This window comes from Microbacterium sp. LWH12-1.2, assembly GCF_040675825.1.
GTDB lineage: Bacteria > Actinomycetota > Actinomycetes > Actinomycetales > Microbacteriaceae > Microbacterium.
Genome location: NZ_JBEGIJ010000001.1, coordinates 1,051,426 through 1,076,284 on the forward strand (window position 1 = coordinate 1,051,426; position 24,859 = coordinate 1,076,284).

The 24,859-nt window shown below is 67.4% G+C and carries 20 protein-coding genes; 2 read left to right on the forward strand and 18 right to left on the reverse strand.

Annotated elements, in window-relative coordinates:
• Positions 1-66: 66 nt before the first annotated feature.
• From rpoZ to efp, 16 genes are all read right to left on the reverse strand, one after another.
• Positions 67-324: a DNA-directed RNA polymerase subunit omega gene (gene rpoZ / locus MRBLWH12_RS05035; RefSeq protein WP_042536631.1), complete on the reverse strand. Its 258-nt coding sequence runs from the start codon at positions 322-324 to the stop codon at positions 67-69.
• 64 nt (positions 325-388) lie between these two features.
• Positions 389-1,297 (reverse strand): guanylate kinase, encoded by a 909-nt coding sequence (gene gmk, locus MRBLWH12_RS05040; protein WP_363546777.1) that lies wholly within the window; start codon positions 1,295-1,297, stop codon positions 389-391.
• On the reverse strand, positions 1,290-2,135 hold the full coding sequence (gene pyrF, locus MRBLWH12_RS05045) for an orotidine-5'-phosphate decarboxylase (protein ID WP_363546780.1): 846 nt from the start codon (positions 2,133-2,135) through the stop codon (positions 1,290-1,292). The genes gmk and pyrF overlap by 8 nt, the downstream gene beginning before the upstream one ends.
• The gene (carB, locus tag MRBLWH12_RS05050; protein ID WP_363546783.1) at positions 2,132-5,419 is read right to left on the reverse strand and encodes a carbamoyl-phosphate synthase large subunit; all 3,288 of its coding nucleotides are present in this window, start codon (positions 5,417-5,419) and stop codon (positions 2,132-2,134) included. The genes pyrF and carB overlap by 4 nt, the downstream gene beginning before the upstream one ends.
• Positions 5,419-6,561 (reverse strand): glutamine-hydrolyzing carbamoyl-phosphate synthase small subunit, encoded by a 1,143-nt coding sequence (gene carA / locus MRBLWH12_RS05055; RefSeq protein WP_363546785.1) that lies wholly within the window; start codon positions 6,559-6,561, stop codon positions 5,419-5,421. The genes carB and carA overlap by 1 nt, the downstream gene beginning before the upstream one ends.
• Positions 6,558-7,085, reverse strand: a complete 528-nt coding sequence (locus MRBLWH12_RS05060; protein ID WP_363546788.1) for a hypothetical protein — start codon at positions 7,083-7,085, stop codon at positions 6,558-6,560. The genes carA and MRBLWH12_RS05060 overlap by 4 nt, the downstream gene beginning before the upstream one ends.
• A complete protein-coding gene (locus tag MRBLWH12_RS05065) occupies positions 7,082-8,386 on the reverse strand; it encodes a dihydroorotase (RefSeq protein ID WP_341974757.1) in 1,305 nt (434 codons plus the stop codon). Before MRBLWH12_RS05065 ends, MRBLWH12_RS05060 begins: the two co-directional genes overlap by 4 nt.
• Entirely contained in the window at positions 8,383-9,348 is a 966-nt protein-coding gene (locus tag MRBLWH12_RS05070; protein ID WP_363546791.1) for an aspartate carbamoyltransferase catalytic subunit, read from the reverse strand. The genes MRBLWH12_RS05065 and MRBLWH12_RS05070 overlap by 4 nt, the downstream gene beginning before the upstream one ends.
• Positions 9,345-9,875 carry a bifunctional pyr operon transcriptional regulator/uracil phosphoribosyltransferase PyrR gene (pyrR, locus tag MRBLWH12_RS05075; protein ID WP_363546794.1) on the reverse strand — a complete coding sequence of 177 codons (531 nt, stop codon included), beginning with the start codon at positions 9,873-9,875 and terminating at the stop codon, positions 9,345-9,347. Before pyrR ends, MRBLWH12_RS05070 begins: the two co-directional genes overlap by 4 nt.
• Before the next feature lie 81 nt (positions 9,876-9,956).
• Positions 9,957-11,534, reverse strand: a complete 1,578-nt coding sequence (locus tag MRBLWH12_RS05080) for a Rieske 2Fe-2S domain-containing protein (RefSeq protein ID WP_363546797.1) — start codon at positions 11,532-11,534, stop codon at positions 9,957-9,959.
• A 72-nt stretch (positions 11,535-11,606) separates the two neighbouring features.
• Positions 11,607-13,715, reverse strand: coding sequence for a molybdopterin oxidoreductase family protein (locus MRBLWH12_RS05085; RefSeq protein ID WP_363546799.1), 2,109 nt, complete (start codon positions 13,713-13,715; stop codon positions 11,607-11,609).
• Positions 13,712-15,334 carry an FAD-dependent oxidoreductase gene (locus tag MRBLWH12_RS05090; RefSeq protein WP_363546802.1) on the reverse strand — a complete coding sequence of 541 codons (1,623 nt, stop codon included), beginning with the start codon at positions 15,332-15,334 and terminating at the stop codon, positions 13,712-13,714. Before MRBLWH12_RS05090 ends, MRBLWH12_RS05085 begins: the two co-directional genes overlap by 4 nt.
• A 2-nt stretch (positions 15,335-15,336) precedes the next feature.
• Positions 15,337-16,740, reverse strand: a complete 1,404-nt coding sequence (locus MRBLWH12_RS05095; protein ID WP_363546805.1) for an MFS transporter — start codon at positions 16,738-16,740, stop codon at positions 15,337-15,339.
• A gap of 205 nt (positions 16,741-16,945) precedes the next feature.
• A complete protein-coding gene (locus MRBLWH12_RS05100; protein WP_363546808.1) occupies positions 16,946-20,221 on the reverse strand; it encodes a DEAD/DEAH box helicase in 3,276 nt (1,091 codons plus the stop codon).
• A 47-nt stretch (positions 20,222-20,268) separates the two neighbouring features.
• Entirely contained in the window at positions 20,269-20,679 is a 411-nt protein-coding gene (nusB, locus tag MRBLWH12_RS05105; protein ID WP_341974742.1) for a transcription antitermination factor NusB, read from the reverse strand.
• Positions 20,680-20,682: 3 nt separating this feature from the next.
• Positions 20,683-21,243 (reverse strand): elongation factor P, encoded by a 561-nt coding sequence (gene efp / locus MRBLWH12_RS05110; protein ID WP_341974740.1) that lies wholly within the window; start codon positions 21,241-21,243, stop codon positions 20,683-20,685.
• A 256-nt stretch (positions 21,244-21,499) separates the two neighbouring features.
• Between efp and MRBLWH12_RS05115 the strand changes: the two genes are divergently transcribed.
• Positions 21,500-22,744 (forward strand): HNH endonuclease signature motif containing protein, encoded by a 1,245-nt coding sequence (locus tag MRBLWH12_RS05115; RefSeq protein WP_363546812.1) that lies wholly within the window; start codon positions 21,500-21,502, stop codon positions 22,742-22,744.
• Between the two features lie 17 nt (positions 22,745-22,761).
• On the opposite strand, the gene aroQ is transcribed toward MRBLWH12_RS05115, so the two are convergent.
• Together aroQ and MRBLWH12_RS05125 are read right to left on the reverse strand one after the other, a co-directional pair.
• Positions 22,762-23,196: a type II 3-dehydroquinate dehydratase gene (aroQ, locus tag MRBLWH12_RS05120; RefSeq protein WP_341978422.1), complete on the reverse strand. Its 435-nt coding sequence runs from the start codon at positions 23,194-23,196 to the stop codon at positions 22,762-22,764.
• A gap of 19 nt (positions 23,197-23,215) precedes the next feature.
• Complete coding sequence (locus MRBLWH12_RS05125; protein ID WP_363546814.1) at positions 23,216-24,235, reverse strand: alpha/beta hydrolase family protein; 1,020 nt, start codon at positions 24,233-24,235, stop codon at positions 23,216-23,218.
• 29 nt (positions 24,236-24,264) lie between these two features.
• On the opposite strand from MRBLWH12_RS05125, the gene MRBLWH12_RS05130 reads away from it, so the two are divergent.
• Positions 24,265-24,855, forward strand: coding sequence for a GNAT family N-acetyltransferase (locus tag MRBLWH12_RS05130; protein ID WP_363546817.1), 591 nt, complete (start codon positions 24,265-24,267; stop codon positions 24,853-24,855).
• Positions 24,856-24,859: the final 4 nt, after the last annotated feature.

Below are 24,859 nucleotides of genomic sequence, written 5' to 3' on the forward strand. Positions count from 1 at the left end.
GGGGAAAGGGTGGATGCACCCATTCTGAACCGCGCCTCCGACAAACGGGGAGGCGCGGTCCGAATGTCACTCTGCGTGACGCAGGCGGAGCTTGTCCTCGTTGATCTCGTGCAGCGCGATGGTAAGCGGCTTGTCCTCGACGGACGAGTCGACCAGCGGGCCGACGTTGTCGAACAGGTTGCCCTCGTGCAGGTCCGAGTAGTAGTCGTTGATCTGACGGGCGCGCTTGGCCGCGTAGATGACCAGTTCGTACTTCGAGTCGACGCGGTCGAGCAGGTTGTCGATGGGGGGATCGATGATTCCGTTGGTGTGGTGTCCGGCCATGGTGAGACCTCCTGATCAGGCGACGGGATCGTCGCGAAGACGGTGCAATAGGCGCGGGAGACGTTCAGCGCGCAGAGCTTGAAGACAATTCTACGACCTCGCGCGCGGCGACGGCGACGTCCTCGTTCACGATGCGGTGATCGAACTCGCTCTGGGCGGCCAGTTCGACCTTCGCCGTGCGGAGTCGACGGGCCCGTTCTTCCGCCTCTTCGGTGCCGCGTCCGACGAGTCGCTGGACCAGTTCGTCCCAGCTCGGCGGCAGCAGGAAGATCAGCGTCGCGGACGGCTCGGCCTTGCGCACCTGGCGTGCTCCCTGCAGGTCGATCTCGAGCAGCACGGTCTTTCCCTGGCTCAGGGCGAGGTCGATCGGCGCCCGCGGCGTGCCGTAGCGGGAGCGGTTGTGCACCATGGCGAACTCCAGGAGTTCTCCGTCGGCGATGAGGCGATCGAACTCGGCGTCATCGACGAAGTAGTAGTGCACGCCGTCGATCTCCCCCGGTCGAGGTGCCCGAGTCGTCGCCGAGACCGAGAGATGGATCTCGGGGTGGTTCTCCCTGATGTGCGCTGCGACCGTGCCCTTGCCGACGGCCGTGGGGCCGGCCAGCACGAGCAGACGACTGCGGCCATCACGGGGCTGCGCTTCCGGGAATCGCCCGTCCAGCCATTCCCTGAGCAGCACGCGCTGGCGCACGCCGAGTCCACCGAGCCGCTTCACCGGGGAGATATGCAGCTCGTCGAGGATCCGATCGCGCTTTCCGGAACCGATCGCCGGCAGCGCCAGCAGGAAGTCGGTGATGCGCATGGAGCCGGCGACGGAGTCGGCATCGGCGATGGCGTGTGAGAGCACCGTCTGCGGCGTCGTCACCCGCATCGTGAGGTCACGCTTGAGCGCGGCGCGCGCGCGCCGACGCTCGACGGCCTTCCGTGCCGCCGCTGCGCGGTCGACATCGGGGACGGTCCTGACTTCAGCCATGGGTCACCTCGAGATACTGCGCGTTGCGCGCGTCGATGGCCGCGGCGAGACCCGCCGGGCCCGCCATCAGGATGCTGCGACTCTCGCTCGCGATCACGCAATCGCTCATCGTGCCGAACCGCGCGCGGAGGTCCTCCGGTGCGGCACCCTGCACGCCGAAGCCGGGGGCGAGGATCGGTGCGGGCGGCGCGAAGGCCGTGAGCCCGGCATCCGTCCAGTCGACCGTGGCGCCGATGACGAAGCCGAAGCTCCCCCACTCCCCCGTCGGCGAGGCCTGTTCGTTCCGTGCCGAGACTTCGGCGATCACCGCGGACGACACGGTTTCGCCCCGCTCGTTCGAAGAGCGCTGCAGAACCTCGGCCTCCGGGTTGCTGGTCGCCGCCAGGACGAACAGCCCCTTGCCGGTTCGCTCCGCGAGCGCGAAGGCGCCGTCGAGCGCTCCCACACCGAGGAACGGGTTCACGGTGACGGCGTCGGCCTCCAACGGCGAACCCGGGGTCAACCAGGCGGCGGCGTAGGCGTCCATCGTCGACCCGATGTCACCGCGCTTCGCATCCGCGATCACGATGAGGCCGGCTGCGCGGGCGGCCGCGAGCACGTCCTCGAGGGCGGCGATGCCGACCGAGCCGAACCTTTCGAAGAACGACACCTGCGGCTTCACGATCGCTGCACGGCCGGCCGCGGCATCCACCGTTCGAAGACCGAACTCCCTGGCGCCGGCCGCATCGTACGACAGCCCCCAGGAGTCGAGGAGGCCGGCGTGCGGATCGATGCCGACGCAGAGCGGTCCGCGCGCGAGCAGCGCCGCGCGAACCCGCTCCCCGAAACGTGCGCTCACAGGGCCGCCTGACGATCGAGCGCGTACTCCTGGAGACTGCGGACGTCGAAGCCCTTGTGCGCGGCATCCATTCCGCTGACCGCAGCACCGAGCACCGCCATCGTCGTGAAGAGAGCCTTGTCCGCGGCGACGGCGGCCGCCCGGATCTCGTAACCATCAGCGCGCGCCGTGCCACCGGACGGCGTGTTCACGACGATGTCGATCTGCCCGTCGTTGATGAGGTCGACGATGTTCTGCGCGCCGCTGGTCTGCGTCTCGCTGTACTTCTCGACCACCGTCACCGCGATGCCGTTGCGCGACAGGATCTCGGCCGTTCCTTCGGTCGCGACGATCGTGAAGCCCAGCTGCTGCAGCCGGTGAGCCGGCAGGATCACGGCGCGCTTGTCGGAGTCGGCGACGGAGATGAACACGGTTCCCGATGTCGGCATGCCGCCGTAGGCAGCGGCCTGGCTCTTCGCGAACGCGGTCGGGAAGTCCTTGTCGATGCCCATCACCTCACCGGTGGAGCGCATCTCCGGGCCGAGCACGGAGTCGACGATCTTGCCGTCCTTGGTGCGGAAGCGCTTGAAGGGCAGCACGGCTTCCTTGACGGCGACCGGCGCGCCCAGGGGCACGCGCGAGCCATCGCGCTCCGGCAGCATCCCCTCGCCGATCAGCTCGGCGACAGTCGCGCCGACCATGATCCGGCTGGCGGCCTTCGCGAGCGGGATACCCAGAGCCTTCGAGACGAACGGCACCGTGCGGCTCGCGCGCGGGTTCGCCTCGATGACGTAGAGCACGCCGGCGCTGATCGCGAACTGCACGTTCAGCAGGCCGCGGACGCCGACGCCCTCGGCGATCGCCAGCGTGGCGGTGCGCACCCGGTCGATGTCGGATCGACCGAGCGAGATCGGGGGCAGGGTGCAGCTGGAGTCTCCGGAGTGGATGCCGGCCTCTTCGAGGTGCTCCATGACGCCGCCGATGTACAGATCCACGCCGTCGTACAGCGCGTCGACGTCGATCTCGATCGCATCGTCGAGGAACCGGTCCACCAGGAGCGGCTTGCCCTCTTCGATGATGACCTCGCCAGCCGTGCGCACGAAGTAGTCGCGCAGGCTCTCGGTGTCGTAGACGATCTCCATGCCCCGCCCGCCGAGCACGAAGCTCGGGCGGACCAGCACCGGGTAACCGATGTCCTCGGCGACCGCGACGGCGCCATCGACATCGGTTGCGGTGCCATGACGCGGGGCGACGAGCCCTGCGGCATCCAGGATGCCGCTGAACAGCGCACGCTCCTCGGCGAGATCGATCGCCTCGGGGCTGGTGCCGAGCACGGCGTAACCGGCCGCTTCGATGCCCTTCGCCAACCCCAGCGGGGTCTGGCCGCCGAGCTGGCAGACGACGCCAAGGATGGTGCCGCTGGCGGCTTCCGCATCGAGCACCTCGAGAACGTCCTCCAGGGTGAGCGGCTCGAAGTAGAGGCGGTCGGAGGTGTCGTAGTCGGTGGAGACCGTCTCCGGGTTGCAGTTGACCATGACGGTCTCGAATCCGGCATCCGAGAGCGCGAACGAGGCGTGCACGCAGGAGTAGTCGAACTCGACACCCTGTCCGATGCGGTTCGGACCCGAGCCGATGATGACGACCTTGGTGCGATCGGACGGCGCGACCTCGGTCTCGAAGTCGTAACTCGAGTAGTGGTACGGCGTCAGTGCCGGGAACTCGCCGGCGCAGGTGTCGACCGTCTTGTAGACCGCGCGGATGCCGAGGCCGTGGCGCACTCCGCGCACCTCGGCCTCGGTGGTACCGCGGAGCTCGGCCAGCTGCGCATCGGAGAAGCCGTGCTCCTTCGCGTAGCGGAGCGTGGCGGCATCCAGTTCGTCTGCCGTGCGCACGATCTCGGCGACCTCGTTGATGAGGACGATCTGGTCGATGAACCAGGGATCGATGGCGGTGGCGTCGAATGCCTGCTCGATCGTGGCGCCCTTGCGCAGCGCCTGCTGCAGCACCACGATGCGGCCGTCCGTCGGGGTCTTCGAGATTTCCAGGAGCTCCTCGACGCTGCGGTTCTCGGTGCCCCAGTGGAAGCTCGAGCCGCGCTTCTCCAGCGAGCGGAGCGCCTTCTGCAGCGCCGTGGCGTAGTTGCGGCCGATCGCCATCGCCTCGCCCACGGACTTCATGGTGGTGGTCAGCGTCACATCGGCGGCCGGGAACTTCTCGAAGGCGAAGCGCGGCACCTTGACGACGACGTAGTCGAGTGTCGGCTCGAAGCTCGCCGGCGTCACTCCGGTGATGTCGTTCGGGATCTCGTCGAGACGGTAGCCGAGCGCGAGCTTGGCGGCGAGCTTGGCGATCGGGAACCCCGTCGCCTTCGAGGCGAGGGCGCTCGAGCGTGAGACGCGCGGGTTCATCTCGATCACGATGATCCGGCCGTTCTCCGGGTTGACGGCGAACTGGATGTTGCAGCCGCCGGTGTCGACGCCGACGGCGCGGATGATGTCGATGCCGATGTCGCGCAGCTTCTGGTACTCGCGGTCGGTCAGCGTCAGCGCGGGGGCGACGGTGATCGAGTCGCCGGTGTGCACGCCGACCGGGTCGACGTTCTCGATGGAGCAGACGACCACGGTGTTGTCGGCGGTGTCGCGCATGAGCTCGAGCTCGTACTCCTTCCAGCCGAGGATCGACTCCTCCAGGAGCACCTCGTTGGTCGGCGAGTCGTGAAGCCCTGCCCCGGCCATGCGGCGCAGGTCGTTCTCGTCGTACGCGAAGCCCGAGCCCAGACCGCCCATCGTGAACGAGGGGCGCACGACGAGCGGATAGCCGAGCTCGCCGGCAGCGGCGAGAACCTCGTCCATCGTGTGCGCGATGCGGCTGTCCGCGACATCGGCTCCGGCGTCGAGCACGAGCTGCTTGAAGATCTGGCGGTCTTCGCCCTTGTTGATCGCCTCGAAGCTGGCGCCGATCAGCTCGACGTCGTACTTCTCGAGGATGCCGTGGGTGTGCAGCTCGATCGCCGCGTTCAACGCGGTCTGGCCACCGAGAGTCGGGAGGATCGCGTCGGGCTTCTCCTTGGCGATGATGGTCTCGATGACCTGCCAGGTGATCGGCTCGACGTAGGTCGCGTCGGCGAAGTCCGGATCGGTCATGATCGTGGCCGGGTTGGAGTTGACGAGGATGACGCGGACGCCCTCCTCGCGGAGCACACGGCACGCCTGGGTGCCGGAATAGTCGAACTCGCAGGCCTGGCCGATGACGATGGGGCCGGAGCCGATGACGAGGACGGAGCGGATGTCGTCGCGCTTGGGCATTACTTGGCGTCCTTGTTCTCGCGGACCATTGCCGCGAAGCGATCGAAGAGGTAGTTGGCGTCGTGCGGGCCGGCAGCGGCCTCGGGGTGGTACTGCACTGAGAAGGCGGGGATGTCGAGGGCACGCAGTCCTTCGACCACGTTGTCGTTCAGCCCGATGTGGCTGACTTCGACCTTGCCGTAGCCGTTCGGGCTGTCGAAGGGGCCGTCCAGAGGGGCGTCGACGGCGAAGCCGTGGTTGTGCGCGGTGATCTCCACCTTCCCGGTGGTCTTGTCGAGCACCGGCTGGTTGATGCCGCGGTGGCCGAACGGCAGCTTGTAGGTGCCGAGGCCGAGAGCGCGGCCGAGCAGCTGGTTTCCGAAGCAGATGCCGAAGAACGGCAGGCCCGCATCCAGCACCTCGCGCAGCAGTTCGACGTGCCCGTCTGACGCAGCCGGATCACCGGGACCGTTGGAGTAGAACACGGCGACCGGATCGATCGCGCGGATCTCATCGATGGTGACGTTCTGCGGCAGCACGTGCACGTCGAAACCACGAGCGGCGAGGTTGTCGATCGTGGCCTGCTTGACCCCGAGGTCGAGGACGGCGAGGTCGCCGATCCGGTCTCCCAGCGCCGTGGTGATCGTCGCGACGTCGACCGAGACCTCGGCCGAGAGGTTGCGGCCGGCCATCTGCGGGGCTTCCTGCACGGAGCGCAGCTGCTCCTCCGGGTCGAGCCCGGCGGCCGGGCCGGAGAAGATCCCGCCGCGCATGGATCCGGCCGCGCGGATGTGCCGGGTGATCGACCGGGTGTCGATGCCGCTGATGCCGACGATGCCGTCTGCGATGAGCGCGGCATCGAGCGAGGTGTCGGCACGCCAGTTCGAGACGACACGCGAAGGGTCGCGGACGATGTAGCCGGACACCCAGATGCGGCGGGACTCGGGGTCCTCGTCGTTCATGCCGGTGTTGCCGATATGCGGTGCGGTCTGCAGCACGATCTGCCCGGCGTAGGACGGATCGGTCAGCGTCTCCTGGTAGCCCGACATGCCGGTGGCGAAGACCACCTCGCCGAGCGTGGTGCCCAGCGCGCCATAGGCGCGTCCGGTGTGACGGGTGCCGTCTTCGAGGACGAGGACGGCGGGTTCTGGCAGAGAGGTCATTGTGCGGCTCCTGTGTCGGGGGCGGCTGGGCCGTCGGATGCGGCGACGAGTCGCTGCAGTGCGGAGATCAGGTTCTTCGGGTCGCCGGTGGTGAGGCGAAGGTAGGAGTCGACGATCGTGTCGTCGTCGACATTCCAGGCGATGCGGACGAGCCCGCCGGGTTCGACGACACGGTCGATGGTGACGGTGGCGCGGTCGACTGAGCGGAGTTTCGGCGAGGCGAGGAACACCGTCGGGGCGCCGTCCAGGCAGAGCGCGACTCCGCGATCGGTGATCGCGAGCTCGCCCCGCGCACGATACGCCAGTGGCGAGATCGCGAGACGCTCCAGCGGCTTGTCGTGCTGGGTGGTCGAGACGTAGAGGACTTCGTGACGGCTGTCGACCTCGGCGTGCTCGGGGACGCCCAGCGGGGCGGTGAGGCCGGAATCGCGACGCAGACGTCGTCGCCAAGCGAAGTACATCGTCAGCAGCACGAGCAGTGCCACGGCGATCGTGATCGCGATGGCGATGTCGCGTACGCTCATCCGTTCAGCTCCTCGACGACAGCGCCGGCATCCACCGTCACGGTGCCGGCGTGCACCGTGTACTGCACGCGACCGGGCAGCGGTCGGCCGAGGTAGGGCGAATTGGTGCTGCGCCCGTGCAGGTCGGCCTCGGTGAAGACGCCGTCGACCGACGCGTCGTACAGAGTGATCTGCGCGGGTGCGCCGACCTCGAGCGGTGTGCCGTGTCCGGCGAGCATGCCGATGCGCGCCGGGGCAGCACTCATCACCCGCGCGACGTCCGCCCAGCCGATGAGGCCGGTCTGCACCATGGACTGGTGCACCACGCGCAGGGCGCTCTCCAGGCCCACCATGCCGTTGGCGGCCGCCTGCCACTCGCACGCCTTGTGCTCGCTGGGATGCGGGGCGTGGTCGGTCGCGACGATGTCGATCGTGCCGTCGGCGAGGCCCTCGCGCACGGCGAGCACGTCCTCTTCCCGACGAAGCGGCGGGTTCACCTTGTACCGGGCGTCGTAGCCGCGCACCAGCTCGTCCGTGAGGAGCAGGTGATGCGGCGTGACCTCAGCGGTGACGTTGATGCCGCGCTTCTTGGCCCAGCGGATGATGTCGACGGAGCCCGCAGTGGAGAGATGGCAGACGTGCAGACGCGATCCCACATGCTCGGCGAGCAGAACGTCTCGAGCGATGATCGATTCTTCGGCGACGGCGGGCCAGCCGGCGAGGCCGAGCTCTGCCGAGACCGTACCCTCGTTCATCTGCGCGCCTTCGGTGAGGCGCGGGTCCTGCGCGTGCTGCGCGATGACGCCGCCGAAGGACTTCACGTACTCGAGAGCCCGGCGCATGATGAGGGGGTCGAACACGCAGAAGCCGTCGTCGCTGAAGACGCGCACCTTCGCACGGGAGGACGCCATGGCGCCGAGTTCGGCGAGGCGCTCGCCCTTCTGGCCGACGGTGACCGCGCCGATGGGTTGCACGGTGGCGTAGCCTGCGGCCTCGCCCAGGGCGAGTTCCTGCTCGACGACGCCGGCCGTGTCGGCCACCGGGGAGGTGTTCGGCATCGCGAAGACGGCGGTGAAGCCACCGGCGGCGGCGGCTCTGGTGCCGGTGAGGATCGTCTCGGACGCTTCGTAGCCGGGTTCACGCAGATGTGTGTGCAGGTCGACCAGGCCGGGCAGCGCCACGAGCCCGTCTGCATCGATGGTGCGAGCACCTGCCCTGCTGAGGCCTGCGCCGATCTCGGCGATCGTGCCGTTCTCGATGATGATGTCGGCGCTCTCCGCGCCGAGAAGTCGTGCGCCGGTGATGACGAGGGTCTCGTTCACAGGTCTCCCCCTCGTTCGTCGTATCGTTCTCCTGCCAGCAGCAGGTACAGCACAGCCATCCGGACGGAGACTCCGTTCGCCACCTGTTCCAGCACCGTCGAGCGGGGCGAATCAGCGGCTTCGGAGGAGATCTCCAGTCCTCGGTTCATCGGACCGGGGTGCATCACAATGCTACCTTCCGGTAGCCGGGCGACACGCAGTGCGTCCAAGCCCCAGCGTCGGGAATACTCCCGCTCAGTCGGGAAATATGCGGCATTCATGCGCTCGAGCTGAATCCGCAGCATCATCACGGCATCCGGCGCCTCGGCGAGAGCCTCGTCGAGGTCGTAGACGACGCGCGCCGGCCAGAGCGACACGTTCTGCGGCACCAGCGTGGGAGGAGCGACGAGCGTCACCTCGGCGCCGAGCGTGGCGAGGAGCCAGACGTTGGAGCGTGCGACGCGGGAATGCAGCACGTCGCCGACGATGACGACGCGGATCCCAGAGAGGTCGCGGCCTCGGCTGGATGCGCCGAAGCGACGCTTGCGGATCGTGTACGCGTCGAGCAGGGCCTGGGTCGGGTGCTCGTGCGTGCCGTCGCCGGCATTCACCACGCCGGCGGAGATCCAGCCGCTGGTGGCGAGGGTCTGCGGGGCGCCGGAACCCGGATGGCGCACGACGACGGCATCCGCTCCGATGGCCTCCAGGGTCTGCGCCGTGTCCTTGAGGCTCTCGCCCTTGGAGACACTGGAGCCCTTGGCTGCGAAGTTGATGACATCTGCGGAGAGACGCTTCGCTGCGGCTTCGAAGGAGATGCGCGTGCGGGTGGAATCCTCGAAGAAGAGGTTCACGACCGTCTTGCCGCGCAGGGTGGGCAACTTCTTGACTTCGCGGGACTGGGTGTCTGCCATGTCCTCGGCGACATCGAGGATCTGCAGGGCGGTCGCCTTGTCGAGCATGCGGGTGTCGAGGAGGTGTCTCATTCGCCGATCGTCACCTCCTCGGCGCCGTCGTTCTCGCGCAGGCGCACGTTCACCCGCTCGGTCCGAGCCGACGGGATGTTCTTGCCGACGAAGTCGGGTCGGATGGGCAGTTCGCGGTGCCCCCGGTCGACGAGGATCGCCAGTCGCACCGCTGCGGGTCGGCCGATCGACTGAATCGCGTCGAGCGCGGCGCGAATGCTGCGGCCGGAGAAGAGGACGTCGTCGACGAGCACGACCGTCTTGCCGTCGATGCCGCCGGCGGGAATGTCCGTCGGGTGCGGGGACCGCGTCGGATGCTTGGACAGATCATCGCGGAAGAGCGTGATGTCGAGCGACCCGACCGGGATGGTGGTCTGCGCGATGTCGCTGACCAGCGCTCCGAGGCGGTGAGCCAACGTGACGCCCCGGGTCGGAATCCCCAGCAGGACGAGGTCGGAAGCCCCCCGATTGGATTCGAGGATCTCATGTGCGATACGGGTCAATGCCCGCGAGATATCGGCTTCATGCAGCACAGTGCGCGTGCTCATCGGCCGCTCCCTTCTCCGCCTCACAGGACGGTGTTAAAGGTTGCTTGCGTGGTCGAGTCTACCGGAACGCGAACCTGCGGATCAGACCGCCGGACGCAACGCCTCATCGGTGACGTCGTCGATCTTCGTCGAGCGGATCGCATGACCGCTCGTCGAGAGGCAGCGACCGGTCTTCAGGTCCCACTTCCAGTCGTGCATGCTGCAGGTGAGGATGCCGTTCTCATCGACCTTTCCGGTCTTCGTCAGGTCAGCGCGCAGATGCGGGCAGCGGCGCTGCACGATCCAGTCGCCGACCTCGGCGTCCTCGGTCTGATCGGTCTGCTCGGAGTACCAGTTCTCGACGTACTCGATGCGGTCGACCGAGAGGCACTTGAGGAACGTCGTGAGGAACTCGTTGAACTTGCCGCTGCGGCCCACTTGGAACTGCATGGACAGGAAGATCGAGTTCGACCAGTCGATCTCGTGGTCGCGGATGTTCGTCGAAACGAGATCGGCGGGGATCGTGTACCAGTAGATGCACTCCTCCCCCGCGTATTCCCGGACCTTCGCGCGGGGGAAGTCGACGACCATGTCGAGGTCGCCGATGCGGAACCGCACGCATCCGCCGACACCGAGACGGATGGTGCGCGACTTCTTCAGCAGCGGCTCCCACCAGGTCTTGAGCGCCTCGAGCATCTCGGCGGGTGGGATGATCTCCGCGCGCGATGCTTCCTCGTCGCGGATCTCCTGCTGGCGGCTCGCGCGCTGCGCTTCGAGGTACTCCCATTTCTCGTCGAAGACGTGCGCGATCTCGGCATCCGTGTACAGGGTCTGCTCGGTTGAGACCTCACCGCCGGCGACCGTCACCACGGTACCGGGGACGAACAAGTGTCCGTCGTACTGCGGCGTCAATTCCTTCATGTGCGCGAGGAACTGCTTCTGATCGGTGAAGATCGACTCGCCGTTCCTGCCCAGCCCGTTGAAGTCGAACAGTTCGTCACGGAGGAACATCGGCGGGCCCGCCATCGGGAAGACGTGCGGAGCGTCGACCTTCTCGATGTAGTACATCGCGCGTTTGTTCTGCGCGTCGCGCTTGAGCTGGGCGAAGTTCTGCTTGGCGTCCAGCGGCAGGTCGTAGACCATCGGCCACCAGATGGCACCGGACACCTGCGTGAAGTACGCGTCCGGCGTGCCGAAGTCCAACAGCTTCTCCAGGTCGAGCGGGTGCGAGTCGTTCTGGTTCAGCACGGACCCGGTGCCGTCGTCGACGCTCAGCGAGGAATCGCCGATCGGGCCGTCGCTGGGCGCACGCAACGGGGTGATCATGATCTTCAGGTCACCGCGCTGGATGACCTCGCCAGCCGGCGCGTAGGTGATGTTCTCGTAGCCGAGCGCGCGGATGTCCTTTTCCAGGTCGTCGATCGGGTACTCCGGAAGAAGCACTTCGATGTCCTTGCGGATGTACCGCTCCAGCAGCTTCGGGTCGAAGTGGTCACGGTGACGATGCGAGATGTAGAGGAAGTCCGCTTCGCGTCCGAAGCGCTCCCAGTCGAGGCCGCGGTTGTCGGGAAACGGGAACCAGGAGCCGAAGAAGGAGGGCCCGAGCACGGGGTCGCAGATGATGTTTCCGCCGACCGTCTCGATGAACATCCCGGCGTGGCCGAGTCCCGTGATCCGCATTGCGCTCCTTCTGAAGTGGACCGCTCGATTCTACCCAGGCCTCTCTGTGCGACCGCGGAGACCGAGCCGGGATCAGGGTGCGCCGTCGATGGCGGCGTGAATCCGCACGACCGCCCTCTTGAACTCCGGCATCGACGACAGCGGGTCGGTGGCGTCGCTGGTGAGGAGGTTCGCGCTGTGCTCGTCAGGGAAGTGGAACGGCAGGAACACCGTGTCAGGGCGGATGCCGGTGGTCGTCGTCACCCGTGCGCGGACCACGCCGCGGGCGTTGGACACCTCGATGTCGTCGCCGTCCGCCAGACCGCGATCGGCGGCCGTCGCCGGGTGCAGCGTCGCCTCGAGCCGTGGGCGCGCGGCCATCAGCTCCGGCACGCGGCGCGTCTGAGCGCCGGACTGGTAGTGCTCGAGGAGTCGGCCGGTGATGAGCGTGAGCTCGTCTCCGGTCGCCGCGGACTCGGCAGGGCGCGCGACCGAGACGGCGACGATCCTGGCCAGGCCGTCGGGATGCGCGAAGCGGTTCTCGAACGGCCTCGGGGTGCCGACGGAGCCGACCGGATACGGCCAGTACGCCGCGATTCCCTCGTCGAGCAGTGCATGGTTCAGGCCGGAGTAGTCCGCGATGCCGCCGGCTGATGCGCGGGCGAGCTCGTCGAAGACATCCGCCGGGTTCAGGTCGAAGCGTCCAGGTGCCTCCAGCCGTCTGGCGAGCTCGGCCATGATCCACAGTTCGCTGCGCGCTCCGGAGGGCGGATCGATCGCCTTCCGGCGCCGGATGACGCGCCCTTCGAGGCTCGTCATGGTCCCTTCCTCCTCGGCCCACTGCGTGACCGGGAGCACGACGTCGGCGAGCCTGGCGGTTTCGGAGAGGAAGAAGTCGCAGACGACGAGCAGTTCGAGACTGCGTAGCCGTTCACGGACGTCTCCGGCATTCGGCGCCGAGACAGACAGGTTCGATCCGTGCACGAGGAGCGTGCGGATGCCCTCAGAAGAACCGATGGAGGCCAGCAGTTGCACCGCCGGCAGCCCGGGTCCTGGGAGGTCGTCCGGATGCACACCCCACACCGCCGCCACGTGTGCCCGCGCCTCTGGGTCTGTGATCTTGCGGTAGCCGGGCAGCTGATCGGACTTCTGGCCGTGCTCGCGACCGCCCTGACCGTTCCCCTGTCCCGTGAGCGTGCCGTATCCCGAGTCCGGCTTACCGGGCAGGCCCAGGATGAGCGCCAGGTTGATGGCGGCCGTGGCGGTGTCGGTGCCGTTGACATGCTGCTCCACGCCGCGACCGGTCAGGATGTAAGTGGGCAGTCCCGAACTGAGCCGACGTGCCACCTGTCGCAGCACGGGGACCGGCACACCTGTCACCTGCTGCACCCGCTCCGGCCACCAGCCGGCGACAGAGCGACGGAGCGCGGCGAAGCCGACCGTTCGGTCGTGGATGTACTCGGCGTCGTGGAGCCGCTCGGAGATGACGATGTGGATCAGCCCGAGCAGCAGCGGGAGATCGGTGCCGGGGGCCGGAGCGACGTGGATCCCCTGGTCGTCGTCCGTCAGACGTGCGGTGGAACTGCGGCGCGGATCCACGACGATCAGCCCGCCGGCCGCGCGCGCCCCCTCGATGTGCGACAGGAACGGCGGCATCGTCTCGGCCACGTTCGACCCCAGCAGCAGGACGGTGTGCGCGGCGTCGAGATCGGTCAACGGGAACGGCAAGCCGCGATCGGCTCCGAACGCGCGATTCGATGCCGCGGCCGCAGAAGACATGCAGAAGCGGCCGTTGTAGTCGATGCGCGAGGTGCCGAGCGCGATGCGGGCGAATTTGCCGAGCTGGTAGGCCTTCTCATTGGTGAGGCCGCCGCCGCCGAACACTCCGTTGGCGTCGGCGCCATGCTGTGCGCGGACGCGGCGGAGCGTCTCGGCGACGAGATCGAGGGCGTCGTCCCAGGTCGCGGGCCGCAGCTCGCCGTCGTCGTTGCGGACGAGGGGCTGCATGACGCGGTCGGCCGCGTCGAGCAGGGTCGACGACGTCCAGCCCTTCTTGCAGAGGCCTCCCCTGTTCGTCGGGAAGGCGCGACCTTCGACGGTCAGACGAGGATCGTGATCCGGCGCTCCCGGCAGCTTCGGCAGGAGCGTCATCGCGCACTGCAGAGCGCAGTACGGGCAGTGGGTCTCGACGCCGGCGGTCATGCGGACGGCGCCAGAAGCGGCGAATCGAAGCGCTCGATGAGCTCGGCCAGACGGCCCTTGCAGCCGCCGCATCCCGTGCCGGCGCGGGTGTCCTTGCCGACGCAGGCGACCGTGGCGTTCCCTGCGTGGACGGAGGCCTCCACACGCTCGACGGTGACGCCGTTGCACCAGCAGACGGTCGCGGTCGGCGCGAATGCGTCGCCACCTGTGCTCGGGTCGTCATCGGGGCCGTCGAGACGCAGCAGGAGCGAGCGGTCGGAGGGAAGCTCGCCGCCGCGCTCGTAGAGCACTGTCAGCTCGGCGGCCGTGCGCGGCATCCCCACACTGGCGAACGCCTCGAGGACTCCGTCTCGCGAGACCATCTTCACGTAGCGGCCATGCTGCGGATCAGCCCATTGCGCCACGTGCCGATGCGGTCCGGACTCCCCGTAGGGCGGGGTGTCCCAGAGTTCGATGCTGACGTCGCCGACCGCGACCACGTCGACGCCTTCACCCTTCAGCATGACGACCGCCGGGCGCTCCACCGGCGGACCGTCCTGGAAGGATCCACCGTCGGCTTCCGCACTGAGCTGCGCGGCCAGCCATTCGGCCTGGCGCCAGCCCGGTCCGATGAGTCCGGACGGCGCGCCGGGCAGGCGGTCCCCCGCATCGCGGACGAGCTCCGGATCGACGACATGCGCGCAGTCACCGATCGCGTAGACATCGGGATCGGTCCACGAGCGCAGTGAGCTGTCGACCACGACGCCGGCCGCGGTGCGGAGCCCCGCCGCGGTGGCGAGTTCTGCCCTCGCGCCGACGCCGCACGACATCACGAGCAGATCGCCGCGCACATAGTTTCCATCGGCGGTGACGAGTGCGTCGAAGCGGCGGACACCGGCCTCCTCCGCATGGAAGGCGACGGACTCGGCGACGCTGTGCGCGAGCACGGCGACACCTGCCTCGCGCAGACTTCTGGCGAGCACCGCACCGGCACCGCGGTCGAGGTTGCGCGGCATCGGGGTGGGACCGTGATGCACGACGCAGACCTGCGCCCCGGCGCGGGCGGCGAGGAGGGCGAACTCCAGGCCGAGCACCCCGGCGCCGAGGACGACGATGCGGGCGCCGGACCGGATGGCCGACCCGATCCGGTCGGCATCCGCCAGGTCGCGCAGCACCGTCACGCCCTCCGGCAGTGCGGGGTCGGCTCCGATCACGCCGGCCCCCGCACGTGCCAGTGCTGCGGCGTCGTATGCCCGGCGTTCGACGCCGACGAGCGTCGGGATGTTCGATCGCGCGCCTGTCGCGAGGACGAGCCGGTCGTACGACAGCAGTTCACCGGTGGAGAGTTCGACCTCGTGCTGCTCTCGGTCGATGCGGACGACCCGGGTGCTGGAAAGGACCCGGGCTCCCGCCTCGACGATCTCGGCCGGGTCGTGCAGCACGATGTCGTCGAACTCGGCATGTCCGACCGCCACCTCGGCGATGAGGACCCGGTTGTACGGAGCCTCCGACTCCGCACCGACGACGGTGAGTTCGATGCTCCCTGATCGCACGCCGGGCAGCAGCTCCTCGCAGAACCGTGCGCCGACCGGGCCGAATCCGACCACGACCACCCGCAGCGCTGCATCCGGCGCCGTCACGGTCAGACCTGACGCTGGGCGAGCGATGCGCGGGGCACCACGTACATGACTACCGTGAGCGTCAGCAGCAGGAGGTAGGCGATGCCGAAGCCCACGAAGGCGGGCTGGTAGCCGCCGGATGCCTGCTGCGAGGCGTTCAGCACCTGCGGGATCACGAACCCGCCGTAGGCGCCGATCGCCGAGATCAGTCCGAGGGCAGCTGCGGCCTTGCGCTGGGTCGCTCCGACGTCGGTCATGCCGGTGGCTGCGGCGCGGGCGAGGAACACGCTGGGGATCATCCGATACGTCGCGCCGTTGCCGATCCCGGTGGCCGCGAACAGCACGAGGAAGCAGGCGAGGAACAGAGAGAACTCGTTGAGCGCGAGAACGCCGATGATTCCGAAGGCGCCGGCCGCCATGACCGCAAATGCTCCGATCGTCACCCGCGCTCCGCCGAAGCGATCAGAGAGCCGACCACCGAGCGGACGGAACAGCGAGCCGACGAGCGCGCCGAGGAAGGCGAGCGACACTCCGGCCGCCCCGATCTGAATCGCGGAGAACTCGGGGAACTGATCGGCGATCAGCTTCGGGAACACGCTCGCGAACCCGATGAACGAGCCGAACGTGCCGATGTAGAGCAGAGCGAGCAGCCACAGGTGCGGTTCGCGAAGGGCGGCGGCGGAGCCGGCGAAGTCGGCCTTGGCGGACGACAGGTTGTCCATGTACCGCCAGGCGCCCCAGATCGCGATCAGGATCAGCGGCACCCAGATCCAGCCGGCCAGCGGGAGGAGAGTCACACCGGCGACGGCGGTGACGACGATCGGCACGACGAATTGAGCGACGGAGGTGCCGAGGTTTCCGCCGGCGGCGTTGAGGCCGAGCGCCCACCCCTTCTCCTTCTGCGGGAAGAAGTAGGTGATGTTCGCCATCGAGCTCGCGAAGTTGCCGCCGCCGAAGCCTGCGAGGGCCGCGATCGCGAGCATCGCCCAGAACGGCGTCTCCGGGTTGCCGACGGCGAAACTCAGCAGAATGGCGGGGATGAGCAGCAGCGCGGCCGACACGATCGTCCAATTGCGCCCGCCGAACTTCGGCACCATGAACGTGTACGGGAAGCGGAGCGTCGCGCCGACGAGGCTCGGCAGCGAGATCAGCCAGAACGTCTCGGCGCTGGTGAAGGCGAAGCCCGCTGCCGGGAGCATCACGACGACGATGCTCCACAGTTGCCAGACGATGAAGCCGAGGAACTCGGCGAAGATCGACCAGCCGAGGTTGCGACGGGCGATCGAGCGCCCTTCCGACTCCCAGAAGTCGGTGTTCTCGGGGTCGAATCCGTCGATCCAGCGCCCTGGCCGACGCGTGAGCGTGGTCGAGGAGGCTGTTGCGATGCCGGAGGTGTCGATGGGGTGCGAGGTTTCAGTGCTGACCATGCGGGCTCCCTGTGTTGGACGAGCGGTGCGATCGAGCGGGGGTCGACCGGATGCGGGGCATCCGGGGGGCTCGAGACCGATGCTAGGGAGCGCGTGTTTCGGCACCCCGCACCGCGAGTTACCGCTGTGTCACTTCCATGTCACGCCGGTCAGCGCCGCGGCGTTAGCGTCCCGTCACATGCCGGAAACACGTCGGCTGCACGAATCAGGAGTCGAACAGGCCGCGGATATCGTCTGCCGTCAGCGTCTGCGCGAACAGCGCTTCGTTGTCCATGACGGCGGTGAACAGCCGTGCCTTGCGCTGCTGCAGGGCCAGCACCTTCTCCTCGATGGTGCCGCTCGAGATCATCCGGTAGACCATCACCGGCCTTGTCTGGCCGATCCGGTGCGTACGGTCGATCGCCTGAGCCTCGGCTGCCGGATTCCACCACGGGTCCAGCATGAACACGTAGTCGGCCTCGGTCAGCGTCAGCCCGAACCCGCCGGACTTCAAGCTGATCAGGAACACCGGCTGCTCTCCCGACCGGAACCCGTCGATGACCTGCTGTCGTTTGCGCGTGGAACCGTCGAGGTAGGCGTAAGGGATTCCGGCCTGCTCCAGACGTGCGGCGGCGAGAGCGAGGAACGAGGTGAACTGGCTGAACACCAGAGCGCGGTGCCCCTCGGCCTGCAGCTCGATGACCCGTTCCAAGAGAACGTCCAGTTTCTGCGAGCCCAGTTTCGCGTCGGCTTCGTCGACGAGACCGGGCGCGAGACTCAGCATCCGCAGCATCGTGAGCGAGCGGAAGACGATGAAGCGGTTGCGATCGAGATCTGCCAGCAGCCCCAGCACCTTCTGCCGCTCACGCTGCAGCACCACGTCGTAGAGGGCGCGATGCGCTGGGCTCAGTTCCACCTCGAGCAGCTGCTCCTGCTTCTCCGGCAGATCGGGTGCGACGAGTTCCTTGGTGCGGCGCAGCATGAGCGGACGGATGCGACGGCGCAGCCGCTCGATCCGGCGCTGCCGGTACTCCCCGCCTTCTTCGTTCTCCGGGACTTTGCCCTTCTCGATCGGCTGGATGTACTCCTCGCGGAACTTCCGCGCCGACGCGAACAGACCGGGGGCCGCGAGCTTGAGCAGCGCCCACAGCTCACTGAGGCTGTTCTCCAGCGGGGTGCCGGTGACGGCATAGGTCACGTCGGCTCGGAATCCGGCGATCGAGCGATGCAGCTTCGTCTTCGGATTCTTCACGAACTGAGCCTCGTCGAGAATGAGCCCGGCCCATTCGATGTCGGAGAACTCCCTCTCGTCGAGCCGCGCAAGCGTGTACGACGTCACGACGAGGTCGGCTTCGGCCGCAGCCTCGCGGAGCGAGTCGTCGCGCTTGCCCGACGTGCTCTCCAGGATGCGCACCCGCAGCGACGGCGCGAATCGTTCGGCCTCTGCGTGCCAGGTCGCGAGCACCGACGTGGGAGCAAGGACCAGGAAGGGGCGACGCTCCCCCGACTCGCGCGCATGCAGCACGAGTGTCAGCAGCTGCAGCGTCTTGCCGAGCCCCATGTCGTCGGCGAGGATCCCGCCGAGCCGGTGCTGCCAGAGGAAGGCGAGCCAGTCGAACCCGGCCTTCTGGTACGGCCGCAGTTCGGCCTGGAGTCCGCTCGGGAGTGGACTCGGGGGTACCTCGGTCGCCGCCCGCAGGCCGTCCGCCGTCGCACGCCAGCTGACGGCAGGAAGAGCCTCGTCGGCGAGATCCTCGAACTCCTCCCAGAGATCGGTCTGATAGCGGCTGATCCGCGGTCCGGTCTCCCACTCGTTCAGCTCGGCTGCCTCGTCGATCAGTTCGCGCAGCTGGTCGAGGGCTCGATGGTTCAGCGAGAAATAGCTGCCGTCGACGAGCAGGAGCTTCTTCTTCCCTTTGCTGAGCGCGGTGAACAACGGCCCGAAGGGAATATTGCGTCCGTCGATCTTGACGATGACACCGAGGTCGAACCAGTCCGGATCGGTGCTCTCGACCGTCGAGACGGTGATCTCGGGATCACCGGTGAGTTCCTGATAGGTCTTGCGCTTGTCTGCGACGACGAGAACCCCGTGCGCCTCGAGCCCCGGTACGACGTGTGTGACGAATTCGGCAGCGTCGACGTCTGCAAAGGACCCTGATTCCGCGAACGGCTCGCCGTACTGCTCCTGCCAGAGCGTCTCGAGCACGCGACGGCGTTCGATCTCGAGGGTCTGGTCGCGCACCGCATCCGCCGACGGAGCGAACGGTACGCGGCCGTGCCCCTCATAGGTCCACTCGAAGGAGAACTTCACCACATCGCCGCGATGGAACGAGAGGACCAGCGTCGGCTGCGGGAGTGGCATGACCGGCAACTGCACGGCTCCGACCGCCTCAACCCGCACCCGTCGCGCCAACGCCGGATACACGTCGTGCAGGAAAGCCGCCTCGTCGGCGGCCGGGACGGGAATGGACCCAGCTGCGTCGAGCAGGGCACGCACCGGATCGCTGAGCGGGACCTCGGCGAGAGTGACCTCGATGCGACTCCCCCGCACAGTCGCCGCATAGACGCCGGAGTGCCCGATGGCGTGCACGGTCGCTGACGGAACTTCACTGCCGTCGATGACGATGTCCGCGTCGACAGCGAGACCGCCATCATCTGCGCGGGTGACGCGGGCGGAGATCGACCCGGAATCGGCGATGGCCACCGTCGTGCTCTTCAGGCTCGGTACCAGCCGGATACCGGCGGCCGATCCTGCGCGAAGGTGCGCCCAGAGCAGATTGGATTCGATCTGATCCACGATCAGCCATTCACCGGCGTTTCCGGAGAGCAGCGAATCACGGGCGATGCTGAGGAGGTCGGCGAACCAGCGGGTCTGAGTCCGACCGAACTGGATCGCATCACGACGCACGACGTCCCACGCGGCATGGCCTTGGATCCAGGCGCCGGTCGAATTGCTCCGCATCAGCGGACGGATGCCGAGGAGGAGCTCCCCTTCCGCCTTCGCGACGTCTCGCGCGGTGGCGGACCTCACCGGACGCGGTGCCCAGTGGTTGTCGCCTTTGGCCGCGCGGTGACGCAGCTCGACGCCGAGGGCGAGAGGCACGGTTCGATCGACCGCCGTGCGGCCGAGGAGCGACTTCCAGGCGGGTGCGGAGGGCTGCGGAGGCTGCGAAGGCGGTACCGTCAGCGCCGCAGCGCGGTCCGCGTCGGCCCCTGTGTTCGACGACAGCAGCGTCGCCACGACGTGCTTGCACCCGGAGCGCAGCGGGCAGGTGCACGACGTCGATCGGATCGCCCTCTTGCCGCCGGTCGGTGAGAAACGCACCTCTGTGCGGTACGGAGTGTCGTGGCTTCCGCGCACCTGTGCACCGAGTTGCTGGGTCTCTTCATCCCAGACGACCCGGAGCACGTTCCCCTCGCGGAAGTACGCGAGCCCGCGCTTGTAGCCGCCGGCATCCGTGATCCGCAGGAGATCTCGGAGATCGACGTGGGGTGCGGACATGGTTTCATCCTCCCCACCGCATCCGACATCCGGATTGCGGTGTCCGCTCAGGCGGCGCGAGCCACCCGGGCGAGCACACCGTGCACGAAGGCGCCGGAATCGTCGGTGGAGAACTCTTTGGCGAGCTCGACGGCCTCGTCGATGGCGACCGCGGTGGGCACCTCGGCGTTGTAGATGATCTCCCAGGTGCCGATCCGCAGCAGCGCGCGGTCAACCGCGGGCATCCGCTCGAGCTTCCAGTCACGGCTGTGCGTGGTGATCAGCTCGTCGATCTCGTCGCTGTGGTCGATGATGCCGTCGACGACCTCGCGGGCGTACAGCCACGACCCCTCGCGGGCGGGTTCGCTGACAGCGCGCTTGGCTTCGGCGGCGAGAGCCACGGCGACGTCGTCGCCTCGGACATCGGCGGAGAAGAGGATGTCGAGTGCGCGCTTGCGCGCCTTCGTACGAGCGCCCACGCCTTACTTCTCGCGACCGAGGTAGTCACCGGTGCGGGTGTCGACCTTGATCTTCGTTCCGGTCTCGACGAACAGCGGAACCTGCATCTCGTAGCCGGTCTCGACCGTGGCGGGCTTGGTGCCGGCCGAGGAGCGGTCGCCCTGGAGGCCCGGCTCGGTGTACGTCACCTCGAGGATGACGGATGCCGGCAGGTCGATGTAGAGCGGGTTGCCGTTGTTGAGCGCGATGGTCACCTGCTGGTTCTCGAGCAGGAAGTTCTTCGCGTCGCCGACAGTCGGCCCGGGTACCGTGATCTGGTCGTAGTCCGACGTGTCCATGAATACGAAGCCGTCGCCGTCGGCGTACAGGTACGTGAAGTCGCGGCGGTCGACGTTCTCGATCTCGATCTTCGCGCCGGCGTTGTAGGTGCGGTCGACGACCTTGCCTGAGATGACGTTCTTGAGCTTCGTGCGGACGAACGCGCCGCCCTTTCCGGGCTTGACGTGCTGGAACTCGATGACGTTCCACAGCTGTCCATCGATGCTGAGGACGACGCCGTTCTTGATGTCTGCGGTAGATGCCATGCGCTGAGAGTTCCGTTCGTGTGTGGTTGTCCGCGGGTCGCCCTGCAACCGGGTCAGGAAGGACCGACAGTCGATTCTACGGGATGGCTGTGCGGGGGCCGACTTCTTTCGATGTCATCCGGGGTTTCCGCGTCGGGAACGGAGGCTGGGTGGGCCGCGAGTGCGTACGCTCCTTCGTCGGTGTCCCCCTCGGAATTACTCCCGATCAGCGGTTCAAACTGTTGCCACTTTCGAAGCTTTGTTCTAGAATGGGGGCATGGAACTCGTCGACGACTTCACCCCCATGCCGCGCACGGCGGGCGATGTCGTCGCGGTGCTGCTGGACGATCTGACCTGCACGGACAACGAAGTGAACCGGCAGGCATCACTGCGAGGTGAACGGATCGTGGAGGCGTTGGATTTGGCGCGCCGGCATCCCGAGATCTACGCCCATGATGCGGATCCCGCGATGGCGGAGCGTTCGGCGATGCTCGACATCGCGCTGCGGTTGCGTCTGTCTGAGGATCAGGTGCGGGAGGTGCAGTCGACCACGCGGTGGGCGATGCGGCACCTCCCCGAGGTGTGGGCGCAGGCGCGCACTGGGTTCGCCTCGATGGCGGCCGTCCGCCAGGTGGTCACCCTGCTCCACTTCGTCGTCCCGCCCGTGGATGCCCCGGAAGAGGTGCGGGATGCTGCGGCCGCGGTGTTCGCGAAGGTCGACCATGCTGCCGCCGAATGGGTGCTCACCTGCCCGCCGGAAGTGTTCCGCCGCCGGGTGAAGAGACTGATCGACGTGATCAGCGGAGACCTGGCCGCGCGTCGTCACACCAGGGCGATGGCCGACCGCAAAGTCGTTCGCACGCCCGACAGCGATGGCATGTCGTGGCTCGGAGCACTGGTGCCCACCCATGAAGCCGTCGCTGCGATGGGGCGCCTCACCGCCACGGCGAAGCACATGCAGAAAGACAAGCGCGAGGGGCGCACGCGGGATCAGATCCGCGCCGATCTGTTCATCTCCTGGCTCACAGGCAAGGGCACCGCGACCGCAGTGAAGACGAAGCTCTTCATCACCGTGCCCGTGCAGCTCCTCGCCGGCGAACCGGTTCCGGTCGAACAAGCCACGGTCCTCGGCGGCGACGCCATCGACCCCCTCACCGCGAAACAGCTCTTCCTCGACAACCCGACGTTCCACCGTGTGATCACCGACCCGATCAAGGGCGTGGTCATCGACATGGATCGCCGCACATACCGTCCGACACGAGCGCAACGGGACTGGCTGATCCTCCAACACGGCACCTGCTCCCGCGACGGATGCTCCCGGCTCGCCGTCGATGCCGACCTCGACCACGACAGGCCATGGGCGCACGGCGGGCTGACGAATCTCGACGATCTCCGGCCGCTCTGCCCACGAGACCACAAGCACCGACATCGCACCCGAGCCGTCTACCGCACCCGCCCCGACCGCACCGTGGAAGTCACCACGCCCACCGGCTTCGTGAGCAACTCTCCCCCGCCGTTCTGACCTGGCGTTCCGCGGTTCTACAGCTGAGCGACCAGTTCGCGCACGGCATCCGCGTAGCCGTCGACGCCCCGACCGATCACGCGCACCGCTGCAACGTCATGCAGGTAGGAGTGATGCCGGAACTCCTCGCGCTTGTACACGTCGGAGATGTGCACCTCTGCGAATGGGCGCCCGATACCCGTGAGCGCATCGCGCAGCGCAACAGACGTGTGCGTGAGGCCGCCCGGATTGATGATGATTCCGGCGCAATCCTCGCGCGCCGCGTGGATGGCGTCGATGAGCACGCCCTCGTGGTTGCTCTGGATGGCACGCACCTCGAATCCGAGCGCGGCCGCCGCATCCGTCGTGAGTCGTTCGACATCGGCGAGGGTGGCCGTGCCGTAGACCTCGGGCTCACGCGTGCCGAGCAGGTTGAGGTTCGGGCCATTGACCAGGAGCAGGCGGTGGGGCATCGTCACGTCCGGCACACTATCAGCCGATCTCTCGCAGGAAGTCGCGGTACCCGTCGATGACGTCCGGCGCGAGGAGCGCGCGAGGCCAGAGGAGCCCGACGGTCGTGCCCACGACGGCGTTGTCTTCGACGATGGGCCTCGCCATGGAATGCGCGGAGTCGAAGGATTTCACTGTCAGCGCTGTGCCGAAGACGTCACGATAGACCTTTTCGGTCTCGCCGACGTCGACGTTCCGATCATGCAGGCCGACCATGAGGAGAACGGGGATCTCGCGCGTGGCTGCCGCGCGAAGATCGTCCGTGGCATCGGCCTTCGCGTTGCGTCCGACGAATGCCCACCGATCGGCCGACATCGGCGACTGCTCCGTCGTGACCGCCAGATACTCGTCGTAGCTCGCGCCTCTTGCGAGCAGTTCGCGCACTCGATCACTTTCTGCGATCGCCTGGTCGCGCTCCGCCGTCGTCGCTCCTCGGCGATCAAGCTCGGCGAGGAGGTTGTAGCGTCCCTGCGACAGCCAGTTGATCGCCGTGCCCACGGCGACAACGCCATCGATGTCGTCGCGTTCGGCGACGACCTTCGGAACCACCCAGCCTGCTTGGCTCGCGCCCCAGAGAATTATGCGGTCGGTGGGCACCTGCTGCTCTCCCAGCGCCCAGTCGATCGCTGCGCTGACTTCCGCCGCACGGTCATCCATGGATTGGTCCAGCCAGTTTCCGCTGGATCCTCCGACCCCGGGTTTGCTCCACGACAACGTGGCCCATCCCGCATCCGCTGCACCTTCGAACCACGGGAAGTAGAGGCCGTCCTGTGTCGCCTCCACTGCAGCGTCGCCGTGGACCACGACGACGAGTCCTTTCGCCTCGCCTTGTCGCGGCGTCGTCAGGACCCCTTCGAGGTGCCCGACACCCATCGGAATCTGCACCGCGGTCTGTGTGAAGCGATAGTCATTCCCCACGGCGGCAACTCCGACAGCCGCGACGATGATCGCAGCGACGACGGCGATGGAAAGGGCGAGTCGCTTAAGGGTCTTTCTATGCACGGTCGTAGCGTACATGATAGATTGGTGCCATGCAGGCACACCAGATCGCCCTCGGCTTCCAAGAATACGAACGTGCTGAAGTCGGCGCGCTCTACTGGGAGGCGTTTCATCGGAAGCTCCGTCCGGCATTCACGAGCGACGACAACGGTAGACGCGTCGTGCAGGCCGCAATGCGTCCGGACCGCATGCTCGTTGCGCGCACCGAGGGCGTCATCACCGGGGTGTGCGGCTTCTTCGAGACGGGGCTCGGCCCCGCGAATCTGTCCTGGGCGCTGCTTCGCCACCTGTTGCCGACCTGGCAAGCCATTCGTGCGTCCCTCGTCCTGAGCGTGCTGGCACGAAACAGCAAAGACCACACGCTGGTTCTCGACGGGATCTGCGTCGATTCGGCGCGCCGCGGTGAGGGGACGGGAACAGCGCTGCTCGCGGCTGCCGTCGAGGCCGCACGCCAGCGCCGGTTGCGATCAGTGCAGCTGTCCGTGATCGACTCGAATGTCCGCGCCGAGGAACTGTACCGGCGTCAAGGGTTCTCGCCCACCGATACCGGTTCCCTGGGACTGCTCGGTTACGTCTACGGGTTCGAACGGTACACCGTCATGGAGAAGGCGGTACTCGCGTGAACTC

Coding starts and splice junctions, on each gene's coding strand:
- rpoZ (WP_042536631.1), bottom strand. CDS start 324: ATGGCCGGACACCACACCAACGGAATCATCGATCCCCCCATCGACAAC.
- gmk (WP_363546777.1), bottom strand. CDS start 1,297: ATGGCTGAAGTCAGGACCGTCCCCGATGTCGACCGCGCAGCGGCGGCA.
- carB (WP_363546783.1), bottom strand. CDS start 5,419: ATGCCCAAGCGCGACGACATCCGCTCCGTCCTCGTCATCGGCTCCGGC.
- carA (WP_363546785.1), bottom strand. CDS start 6,561: ATGACCTCTCTGCCAGAACCCGCCGTCCTCGTCCTCGAAGACGGCACC.
- MRBLWH12_RS05060 (WP_363546788.1), bottom strand. CDS start 7,085: ATGAGCGTACGCGACATCGCCATCGCGATCACGATCGCCGTGGCACTG.
- MRBLWH12_RS05070 (WP_363546791.1), bottom strand. CDS start 9,348: ATGAGACACCTCCTCGACACCCGCATGCTCGACAAGGCGACCGCCCTG.
- pyrR (WP_363546794.1), bottom strand. CDS start 9,875: ATGAGCACGCGCACTGTGCTGCATGAAGCCGATATCTCGCGGGCATTG.
- MRBLWH12_RS05080 (WP_363546797.1), bottom strand. CDS start 11,534: ATGCGGATCACGGGACTCGGCCACGCCGGGATGTTCATCGAGACGGTC.
- MRBLWH12_RS05085 (WP_363546799.1), bottom strand. CDS start 13,715: ATGACCGCCGGCGTCGAGACCCACTGCCCGTACTGCGCTCTGCAGTGC.
- MRBLWH12_RS05095 (WP_363546805.1), bottom strand. CDS start 16,740: ATGGTCAGCACTGAAACCTCGCACCCCATCGACACCTCCGGCATCGCA.
- MRBLWH12_RS05100 (WP_363546808.1), bottom strand. CDS start 20,221: ATGTCCGCACCCCACGTCGATCTCCGAGATCTCCTGCGGATCACGGAT.
- efp (WP_341974740.1), bottom strand. CDS start 21,243: ATGGCATCTACCGCAGACATCAAGAACGGCGTCGTCCTCAGCATCGAT.
- MRBLWH12_RS05115 (WP_363546812.1), top strand. CDS start 21,500: ATGGAACTCGTCGACGACTTCACCCCCATGCCGCGCACGGCGGGCGAT.
- aroQ (WP_341978422.1), bottom strand. CDS start 23,196: ATGCCCCACCGCCTGCTCCTGGTCAATGGCCCGAACCTCAACCTGCTC.
- MRBLWH12_RS05130 (WP_363546817.1), top strand. CDS start 24,265: ATGCAGGCACACCAGATCGCCCTCGGCTTCCAAGAATACGAACGTGCT.